The organism is Acidovorax sp. HMWF029, assembly GCF_003060895.1.
Classification (GTDB): Bacteria; Pseudomonadota; Gammaproteobacteria; order Burkholderiales; family Burkholderiaceae_C; genus Acidovorax.
The window spans coordinates 1-9,916 of the sequence record NZ_QAIH01000077.1; the positions used below are offsets into that span (position 1 = coordinate 1).

Genomic DNA, 9,916 nt, shown 5'->3' on the forward strand with positions numbered 1-9,916 from the left:
CCCCCAAGGATGAGCCCGCATTGCCCAGCCCTGTGCCAGTGCGGCTGCCAAATGCCCCACCAACCAGAGACCCCGTGTTGCCAAATGCGTTGGGAACGCTTGCCTGCCCAAAGGTGTTGCCCGTAGCAGACGTGAGCCCCGGCGCCACACCAGTACCACCCGCTGCGGCAGAGCCTCCCATTCCGCCAAAAATACCACTCAGCACCGATGCAAGGTGGCGTGCATTTCCGTTTTGGACTTTAAATATATGCAGTTGCGCTTCGGCACCGTTATCGCTGGGTTGATCGAGGCGCTCGATCCAGCGGCGAGCCTCTTCCAGATACGCCGCACGGGGGGTGACGACCAGAATACTGTTGAGTCGTTCGATGGGCATGACGCGCAGCGCGCCGAACAGGGGGTTGCCCTCGCCCAGCATGGCAGCCGCGCCAGTGCCCGTAGCGCCGCCAGGGGTCTGGGTACTGGCAGATACGGCGCCACGGCCTGCCGGTTGCGGTGCCGCCGCAGCGGCTGCAGCACCGCCTCCACCACTCACCAGCGCCAAGGCGGACTCCACCTCTTTGATCGACGCGTGCTTGAGCGGGAACACGCCAACAGACATGCCCTTGAGCAGGTTGACGTCAAAGGTACTGACCATGTCGAGCCAGCCCTCGGCCTGGGTTCGGGTGCCAACCAGCACCAAGAGGTTGCGCAGGTTGTCAACCCGAACTATGGACTCGGCAGGCATCATAGGGCGCAAGATGGTCGCCATCTCCCCGGCACCGATGTATTGCAGCGGCACCACAATCACCCCCTGGCCTGGCGGCAAGGGGTTGCCCCCTGCCAGGCGCACGGTACCACCGATGCTTCGCAGCGCCTCCGTGCGACCCACGTGGTAGGTGCCACGCGCGTCGCGCACCATCCCCAGGCCGTTGGCCTGCAGGGCGCTTTCCAGCAGGAATGACGCTTGGTCGGGCGTAATGGGGGAGCGCGTAGCCAACGTGACTGAACCGGCGAGCGGGGGATGGAGCACGTAGTCCACCTTGAGAATGTCACCCAGCACAGTGCGTACCACCTGGGCAACAGGCGCCTCTTCAAAGTTGAGCGATACAGGAGGGCCATCCAAACGTGGCGCGGGCTTGACGGGCCCCACCACTTGGTCGTTGCCTTGAATCAGGCGCGGCTCGCTGGCGGCGGCGCCTATGGTACTGCCTTCTGCGGGCGCAGTTGCCGCTGCAGAAACAGTGGATTGCCCCGCAACCACAGGCCCGCCTTGCGTTTGCGCAGCAGCGAGCTGGCAGGCGGCAAGCGCTACGACGGTAAGTGCGTGTTGGTATGGTGTCATGTCTGCGAGAAGGTTGTCTTTAAGGAGCCCCTGGATTGCCAAGGACTGGGATGTTGGCAGTGGCGGTGCTTGTGCTTGCCGGGCGTCAAAAGGAGACTCTGCCCCCTGGGTAGCGCCAGACCCCCGAAGAAGTCGAAGATGCGCACTGTGGCACAAATCAGTGCTCGCGGCGCCAGCGGATACTGGCGCTCACATCTTTGAAGCGCCCGCACTCAACGACTTCCTCCAAAGGTGGCCCGCCGAGGGTCCGGGGTGTTTCTAGGGGCTGTAGAACCTTGCGCCCCGCCAGCCCCACTCTCAGGCGAAGGCGTCGCGACTGCGGGCTGCAAAGTAGGCGCAGGAACTGGAGCTGGAGCTGGAGCTGGAGGAGGTTGCGATGCAGGCATTCCGGTATATGCCGTCAGGGCTGCGCGCGGCATGGTCAATGACCGGCTTTGCCCACCGCCGACAAAAATCGCCGTGCCGCCTGACACAGACTGAAGGGTCCAGCCGCCGTCTATGGCTTCGTTAAGCCGCACACGACGGTCTTTACCGCCAATGTTCATGATCACCCCGCCACCTGCAGAACTACTGAACACGCCGAATATGCGGGCGGTGCTGAGGGTGTCCACCGGCGCGGCGGGCTCTGGCGGAGGCGGAGGTGGAGGGGGCCTGCGGGTCAGCATGAACAATGGCCGATCAAGCATGGCAACAAATTTGCTTGTATCCACCGGAGCCATGCTCGGCAGTGGGGGCAGCATCTGCGTGTAGTCCGCCCTGCGGGCCGATGGCGGCTCCCAGGTGCTATTTTTCAGTTCGGCAGCCGGGGTGAACCAAAGCCAAGCGAGCACAGCAAGCAATGCCAAGTTGACGGCTGCGAGTATCAGTATTGCGGGGCGCTTCATTTTTGCTCCCGCAGCACGCTGAATACAAAGCTCACGGCCAGCTTCGGCTGGAACTTGGGCGGCGTGTTACCCAAGCCGCCAAGCACCTGCACTTCGAACTCATCGATCACAATCAATGGCAGCTGGGTGGAAAAAACGGCCAGCGCACTCTGCACCGCCAGCCATTCACCCTCTGCCCGCACCGCAATGGGAATGCGCTCATAGCCTTTGACAGCCTTGGGCGGCAGCACCTGGCTGCTACTGATTTGAAGCCCTGCAGCGCTGAGTATCTCCCGCACCCGCTGCTGTGCAGCATTCCCTGCGACCGTGGTCTCCTGCGTGGCAGGGTAGACGTAGCGGGCTCTTGCATCCTTGGCCTGAGCCAGCGCCGCAGAGATGTCGGAGCGCTGCTCGTCAAGCCCCAACAGCCGAGCGTAGCGAGGCTCCAGTTCAGCGAGTCGAGCCTGAGCCCATTGGTGCTTTTGAAACACATAGATACCACCCGCCACCACCGGCGCCAGCAGCAGTGTAAACACCACCGCCAAGGCCGCAATTTCTCGCGCTTTATGGTTTTGCATGCAGTGAGTGGCTCAGGGTTTTGCTGGCGCAGTCGGCGCCGTCGACACAGTAGGCGTGGTGGTTACAGCAGCGTCTTTGGAAGGCGCGGTGCGGGTTGGTACACCACCAAATGTGGCGCCTCCGCCAAATGTGGCGGCCCGTGCAGCGGATGGCGGTGCAGAGGTAGGGGCGCTAGTTGACGCACTGGCGGGCGCCACGGGTGCACTTGGCGTAGACGGAGTCGCACCCGCTGCTTGGGTGGATGCACCTGCCGAAGATTCGGTGGCGGTTTTTTGATGGGGCGCCGATGGTGGCGGCACGGTCTGCACCCCAAAGTGCGCCGGATCGAGCATGAACTCAATCATGAAGGACTCCTTCTGCGCACCCGGCATGCGGGTGGCAGCAGAAGGCGCGCGCACATCGCGCAAGCCATGTTGCTCTCCGAGGATTTTCATAAGTGCCGAGGCATCTCCAGTCAACCCCAAAATAGTGACCTTGCCCCCCTGTAGCTTGACCGTCTGGAGGGCCGTGTCGTCAGGCAGCGCTTGGGTGAGCCTATCCATGAGCGTCAAAGGCTCAATGCGCCCTACAAGCACCTCCGCCAGGGATGAGAGCTGCTCTGCAGACTGCAGCAATTCCTCGCGCTCGCGCACAGCGGGAGCGACCCGCCCCACGACCTCATCGTAGGCATGCACGGCCTGCATGGCCCGCAGCCGCAGCTGTGCCGTGGGTGTAACTGCAATGGCAATCAACAGCAGCGCAACGGTGCCCAGCAAACCATAACCCAGGTGGCGCCAACGCGCCGCCTGCTGACTGCGTTGGACCTCGCCAAAACCTTCAAACACCAGCGGCGCAACGCCCTGTGCACCGCGCACCCATACCTCCGGGTCAGTTGCTTGGCGAACGCGTTCCGCCTGCGTGCTGACGTACTGTTGAATCTGCCTGCGCGATGCCAGAGCAATTTCGACAGCGATGGAACCTTTGGCAAGTGCATTGATAGAGTAGCCCCAAGCCACCTCGCCAGGCCCGAAGGGACTCACGCTCCGCGCGTCAAGCGCCACGGCATTCGCAATATCTTGCGCAGCCATCGGAGGCAGCGTCAGTTGGCGCCGCAGCACCAGGGTCTCCGGCAACTCGATGGCAACACACTTTGCGTCAACCACCCGCTGCCGGGACTGCGTCATTTCAACACCATCACACCAGATCGATTGAGATCCGTCTGCCTGAAGCAGGCGAACGGGTACTGCTGGCGTGAGCCAAGCAAGAAGAGGCCATTGATGTACGCCCTGCAAGGCCTTGCGCATATCAAGCCAAACCGCTTGAAGATCAACGCCAAGGAATCGAGCGTCTGAAGAAATGGCTGGCATTGTGATTAGTTGGCCACAGTTCGCGGCACGGGTTCAAAACTACGTTCGGCATGGAGAGTGCGCCATGGCAATCCATCGCGCGAACTAAACCCCAGATCTACCGTGCGACTGACACGCATACGGGTGCCATCTGCCAACGGCACCAAGGCCGTAACTCGATATCTGCGGAAAGGGGATACCCCAATGTAGGATGCCTCTAGCGAGGTGGTATCCACCCATTGAGCACCTTGGTCACGCTCTCGAACGATGCGCCCGGCAATTGCTGCGTTGCCATTTGCAAGCACAGTGAGCACCTCCAAAGGCGCCGCCATAGGGTTCACTCGCCCTCCTCCCGCCCGGGCATAGACAGTCAAAAGCGGGGAAAGTCTAGCATAGAGGTCGTAATCAACCCCCGGCACCCTAAGCAGGTCTTCATTTGCCTCGAAACGTTCAGGCTGATTCATAGGGCCAGCTCTGGTTCTCGCTTCTACCGTGGCCTGGGCGAGCGCCTCGGCTGCACCCTCAGGAAGCCCGCCCGCCACCACATACAGCCGCACCAAGAGACCAGGAGGAGCCGCATTGAGATCAATGAGCCCATTGAGCGGCATGATGAACACCGGAACCTTCACGCCTCCGTAGGCGACTTCAACCTGCTGAACGCGCGAAATGGGCACGGCAACGCCAGAAACTTCTCGGAGGGCCAGCGCGATTGCAGCGTCCCCCATGGCTTGAGCAAATACGCCCTGACGAGCCGAGGCAACGATGCCAACCTCATCCCTTGCCACACGACTGAAACCAGTCACGAGAATGGTGAGTGCGGCAACAACCCACAGTACTGCGATAAGCGCCATACCGCGCGAGCGTGTCACGCGAACGCCCACTCCCGCGCCAGGCGCTAACAGCAGCTTCATGGATTTACCTCGCCCCGCCACCAAACACCGCCTCGCCCGAACCCGACATACCAGAGGGCGTAGGACGCACAGGTATCACGAGATCTGGAAGATTGCCCGAAGTGGTCTGCAAGGAAATCATGACACGGTCTGGAAAAGTGTCTGCTGACTCCCAGATAGCGCTCCACTTGGGCTGATCCACCACCGTGCTTACGTAAAGCATTCGAAGCCCTATCGCGCGATGCACAAGCACGCGGGTCTCCGCCCGCGCCCAATCCGGCTGGACCATGGAGCTCTCCCATGGCAAAAACTGCAACACGAGCCCCGTCTTGCCTTCGGATTCGCCCAGCGAAAGCCGGAAGAAATATCGCCCCCCAGCACCGTGCCTCGCAGGCATGACCCCAACCCATGTCAAGGTATCTGGGCGCCCTTCAAAGAAATACGGCAGCACCCCCACCGCAGTAGGCGTGTTCAGCTTGAAGGGATACATCCGCCCAACAACAGCACGAAGGAACGAGGCTGACACACGCAGTTCGTCCGCCTCAAAAAGCCTGCGGTCTACACGCTCCCCTGTTTGCGCAGTGGTACGCAAAGCTGCACCCATACCAAGTGCGATCAACGATAACAGTGCCATCACCACGAGCATTTCGACCAGAGTGAACCCTCGGGCAATCACAGCAGTAACGCCTGCGCGCCTCATCGCACGACTCCTTGGGGCGCAGGCACAGGCTTGCGCTCGGGCATCAGGGTCCGGAATTCTATGCTTTTGGCTGTAGTGCCATCCTGCCAACTGACGACAATTCCGACTTCATGAAGGCTCGGCGTGTCAGTCCCCCCTGCCGGAACCGCATAGGGCGCACTCGTCACGCGCCACGAATACCCGGCCGCCTGACCCACGTCCTGCCAGCCGTCTGGGCCAACAGAGTCGCGCATGGAGAGGACGGACTCTGCCACCATGGAAGCCCTCTGATTTTGCTCAGCAACGCCGACAGCACGGGCACTCGAACCGCTTGCACGATAAAGCATGCCCAAAGAGAGCGCCATGATGACAAACGCTACCAACAATTCCAGCAGTGAAAAACCCCGCTGGCGCAGCATTGCAGTCATGGGAGAAGGGGCTCCTGGGTGACCCGCCCGGACAGCCAATCCACATGGAGTCGAGCTCCCCCGCCGCCTGCGGAACGCAGCACGTCAATACTCCCGCCAGTCGCACCTCCATCTGGCAGAAAGCGGATCGCAGCAACTCCATCCGCGCCGATTTCTATGCCAGCCACGGTGGCACGGACGGCGAGCGACTCGGGCAAGGGATGTTCACTGCGCCCCTGTATGCCAAAGCTGCGCTGTTGAAGATTCACGCCAAATCGAGCTTCAGAGCGCGTGAGCGCTGCCTGCTGGCGAGCTGAACGCAACTCGGAGAGCATCGTTCGCAATACGTCGCGGTATTGCGCAGTGTCGCGCATTTTTTGATATGCAATGGGGGTGATGCCAATGAGCAGCGCCATGATGGCAAACACCACAAGCAATTCGACGAGCGTGAATCCACCCTCCCGACGCATACTCTGCCTTTATCCGCAGCGAGTGTGTTAGCCCACCACAACACTCAGGGAGTATTGCGGATATCACCGTTTTCGCCATCGCCACCAGGCGTTCCGTCCGCCCCCAGCGAAAGGATTTCAATGCCGCCATTGGAGCCCGGGTTGGCGTATTTATATGCACGCCCCCATGGATCGGTGGGTAGCCCACCTTTGAGATATGGACCCGTCCAACCATTGACATTGCCGGGACGTTTGACCAACGCCTCAAGCCCTTCTTCGGACGTCGGATACCGACCTACATCAAGCTTGAAGAGCTCTAGAGATTTGTCAAGATCGGCGATTTGGACTGCAGCAGTCTTGGCTTTGGCACCGCCCAACTGATTCAGCACCCTCGGCCCCACCAAACCGGCCAACAGGGTCAGAATGGCCAAAACAACAAGCAATTCAATTAGTGTAAAACCCCCGCTGCGGCGAGCGCGCACAGTTGCAGCCGGAGCATGGGTAGCGTAGGTACTCACCATGTGAGGTGTTCCTTTGTCAAACAAAAATTATACGGCGAGGTCATTGATGGACAGTATGCCGAGGAGGATGGAGACGATGATGGCGGCAATCAACACGCCCAGCACCAGAATGAGAGCAGGCTCCACCAGGGTCAGCAATCTCTTGATTCCGGTTTCCACCTCGCGGTTCAATATGTTTGCAAGTTCCAGCATCATTGGGCCAATGCGTCCAGTTTCCTCGCCCACCCTGATGAGGTTGATGGCCAAGGGCTCAAAAATGCCTGTGGCCGAAATGGCTTGGACCACCTTACCCCCCTCTTTGACGATAGGCCCCACCTTGCCGAGAGCCTGTTGCAACACCGTATTGCCCACCGTTTCGGTTGCGATGTGCAAAGCGGTCAGCATGGGAACCCCGTTACCCAGCAGGGTGCCAAGGGAGCGGGAGAACAGCGTCAGCTGGTACTTCAGAGCAAGAGGCCCCATCAAAGGCAGCCGCAGAATTCGTGCTTGCCACCACCTACGGCCTTTTGGCGATTTGAACCAGCGGAGTACAAGCACTCCAGCCACAAGGGCTACGCTCCCCATCAACAAACCATAGCTGGTGAAAGCTTGTCCCATCGCCATCACCATGCGGGTAGGCAAAGGCAGCGCATCACCCATGTCAGTAAACAATTTTTCGAACTGCGGAACCACGAAGCCCAGCATTGCCACCAGAGACAAAACCGCAACGCCCAGCAAAATGGCTGGATAGATCGTCGCGGAAACTACGCTATCACGCAGTAACCGCTGTCGCTCCATATGCTCCACCAGACGGTCCAGCACCGCAGACATCTGCCCGCTGGCTTCGCCAGAACGCACCATATTGATGTAAAAGTCACCAAACAGATCATGGCGCTGACTGAGCGCCCTGCTAAGGGGTGTTCCTCCCTTCACGGCCTCTAGCGTCGACTTGACCAGAGCCGCCACACTGGGCTTATGGCTCATATCAATCAACACGCGCAGGGCATTGTCCAGCGCCAAGCCCGCACGGAGCATGATGGCCAACTCCGAGGTCAAAGCCAACACGTCTGCAGAGTTGACAGAGCCTTTGTCAGTACGGCTGCTCTTACGCCCCTGCGAGAAGGATGCGGCACTTGTCGCCCCCCCACCCGTGTCTTGGAGTTCGTCCACTGCCAGAGGCGTCAGCCCCCGGTCGCGCAGTTGCTTCACCACTGCGGCAGGCCCAGCAGCAGCCATGCGTCCCTCTTGGATTTGGCCTGAAGCAGAGGCCGCACGCCAGGCGAATTCAAGCATCAGTCTGGTCCTGGGTCACACGGGCCAACTCATCCAGCGTCGTCAAGCCTGAGGCCACTTTACGCAAGCCATCTTCATAAAGGCTCAACATGCCAGCCTGTGCAGCAATGGTGTTCAGCGCGCTCGCATCCCGCCCTTCGATGATGGCCCGACGCATGCGCTCGTCGAGTGCCAACAGCTCATGAATACCTGTTCGTCCCCGATAACCAGACTGCCGACATTGGACGCAACCCACCGCCCGGTACACAACTTGCCCGGGCCGGGTGAAGCGCCCAAGGCCCGTGCGTTGAAGGATTTCTTCATCAGGCTGGTATGGCTCCCTGCAGTGAGTGCACAAGGTGCGCACGAGCCGTTGCGCAAGCACTCCATTTACGGCTGAGGTGATGAGATAGCGCTCAACCCCCATATCCTGCATGCGGATCACCGCACCTGCTGCCGTATTGGTATGCAACGTGGAAAGGACTAAGTGCCCAGTCAAAGCCGACTGCACCGCAATCTGAGCCGTTTCACCATCGCGCATTTCACCAATCATGATGATGTCCGGATCCTGGCGCAGTATGGAGCGCAAGGCGTTTGCGAACGTCAGATTGATCTGCGCATGCACTTGTATTTGGTTAATCCCGTCAAGCTGGTACTCCACCGGGTCTTCCACCGTGATGATCTTTTGCTCAGTTGCATCGATTTTTGCCAATGCAGCATACAGTGTGGTGGTTTTCCCTGACCCGGTAGGGCCTGTTACCAACAAGATGCCATGCGGCTTTGCAAGCAACGCGTTGAAGCGCGCCAGGGTATCGGCTTCGAACCCCATTTTTTCCAATTCGAGCCGAACGCTCGCACGGTCGAGCACCCGCATAACCACGCTTTCGCCGTGCACAGTCGGAACCGTCGAAACCCGTAAATCAAGCTCGCGCCCCTTGACACGCGTCTTGATACGGCCATCCTGAGGCAGGCGCCGCTCAGCAATGTCAAGGTGCGCAAGCAGCTTCACGCGAGAGCTGACCGCTGCACTAAGCCGCGGCGGCACCAATTCACCCGAATGAATCACCCCATCGACCCGATAGCGCACATGCAGACCATCGTCGAATGGCTCCAGATGGATGTCCGATGCCCGTAGATCAATCACGCGACCAATGATGGAGTTGACCAGTCGGATTACAGGCGCTTCGCTCGCGAGATCCTTGAGGTGTTCAACAAAATCTCCGCTGTCCTGGCCGTCACCGAACCCATCATCGCCAGACTCATCAGGTGCCTCGACTGGATCCGCCAACGCCTTTTCTATGTCGGACTCCAACGCTAGGTGCGGACGAATATTCAGACCGGTTGCAAGCCCCAACGCCTTGACAGCAAAAGCGTCTTGAGGCACAGCCATCGCCACATGAAGACACCCGCCTTCGATATAGAGAGGGTAGATGGCATTGGCCTGCAAAAACTCAGGCAACAACCCATCAACTTCAGGCATCAACTCCGGAAATCTGTCTGCCGAAACCAAGGGGATCCGAAGCTGCTTCACAAGGACTGTTGCAACGTCCACCTCAGAAACCAAGCCCAGCCGAATCAAAACCCGCCCTAACATCCCGCCCATTTCTTGCTGAGCGGATACAGCCCTATCC

The 9,916-nt window shown here is 59.8% G+C and carries 10 protein-coding genes; all 10 read right to left on the minus strand.

Annotated features, from left to right (window positions below; genetic code table 11):
• Positions 1-1,321, minus strand: a 1,321-nt coding sequence (locus tag DBR12_RS04545) for a secretin N-terminal domain-containing protein (protein ID WP_304529307.1), incomplete at its 3' end; no start/stop codon positions are given.
• 880 nt (positions 1,322-2,201) lie between these two features.
• Positions 2,202-2,762, minus strand: coding sequence for a type II secretion system protein GspM (gspM, locus tag DBR12_RS04550; RefSeq protein ID WP_108616158.1), 561 nt, complete (start codon positions 2,760-2,762; stop codon positions 2,202-2,204).
• 12 nt (positions 2,763-2,774) lie between these two features.
• Positions 2,775-4,046 (minus strand): PilN domain-containing protein, encoded by a 1,272-nt coding sequence (locus DBR12_RS04555; RefSeq protein WP_233244301.1) that lies wholly within the window; start codon positions 4,044-4,046, stop codon positions 2,775-2,777.
• Positions 4,047-4,114: 68 nt separating this feature from the next.
• Positions 4,115-4,999 (minus strand): general secretion pathway protein GspK, encoded by an 885-nt coding sequence (locus tag DBR12_RS04560; protein WP_108616160.1) that lies wholly within the window; start codon positions 4,997-4,999, stop codon positions 4,115-4,117.
• A gap of 4 nt (positions 5,000-5,003) precedes the next feature.
• Positions 5,004-5,678: a prepilin-type N-terminal cleavage/methylation domain-containing protein gene (locus tag DBR12_RS04565; protein WP_108616161.1), complete on the minus strand. Its 675-nt coding sequence runs from the start codon at positions 5,676-5,678 to the stop codon at positions 5,004-5,006.
• Positions 5,675-6,085 (minus strand): type II secretion system protein, encoded by a 411-nt coding sequence (locus DBR12_RS04570; protein ID WP_108616162.1) that lies wholly within the window; start codon positions 6,083-6,085, stop codon positions 5,675-5,677. Before DBR12_RS04570 ends, DBR12_RS04565 begins: the two co-directional genes overlap by 4 nt.
• Positions 6,082-6,534 (minus strand): GspH/FimT family pseudopilin, encoded by a 453-nt coding sequence (locus tag DBR12_RS04575; protein ID WP_108616163.1) that lies wholly within the window; start codon positions 6,532-6,534, stop codon positions 6,082-6,084. Before DBR12_RS04575 ends, DBR12_RS04570 begins: the two co-directional genes overlap by 4 nt.
• Before the next feature lie 44 nt (positions 6,535-6,578).
• The gene (gene gspG / locus DBR12_RS04580) at positions 6,579-7,034 is read right to left on the minus strand and encodes a type II secretion system major pseudopilin GspG (RefSeq protein WP_108616164.1); all 456 of its coding nucleotides are present in this window, start codon (positions 7,032-7,034) and stop codon (positions 6,579-6,581) included.
• Between the two features lie 27 nt (positions 7,035-7,061).
• Complete coding sequence (locus DBR12_RS04585; RefSeq protein WP_108616165.1) at positions 7,062-8,306, minus strand: type II secretion system F family protein; 1,245 nt, start codon at positions 8,304-8,306, stop codon at positions 7,062-7,064.
• The coding region (locus tag DBR12_RS04590; protein ID WP_108616166.1) for a GspE/PulE family protein at positions 8,299-9,916 on the minus strand (1,618 nt) is incomplete at its 5' end. The genes DBR12_RS04590 and DBR12_RS04585, both read right to left, overlap by 8 nt.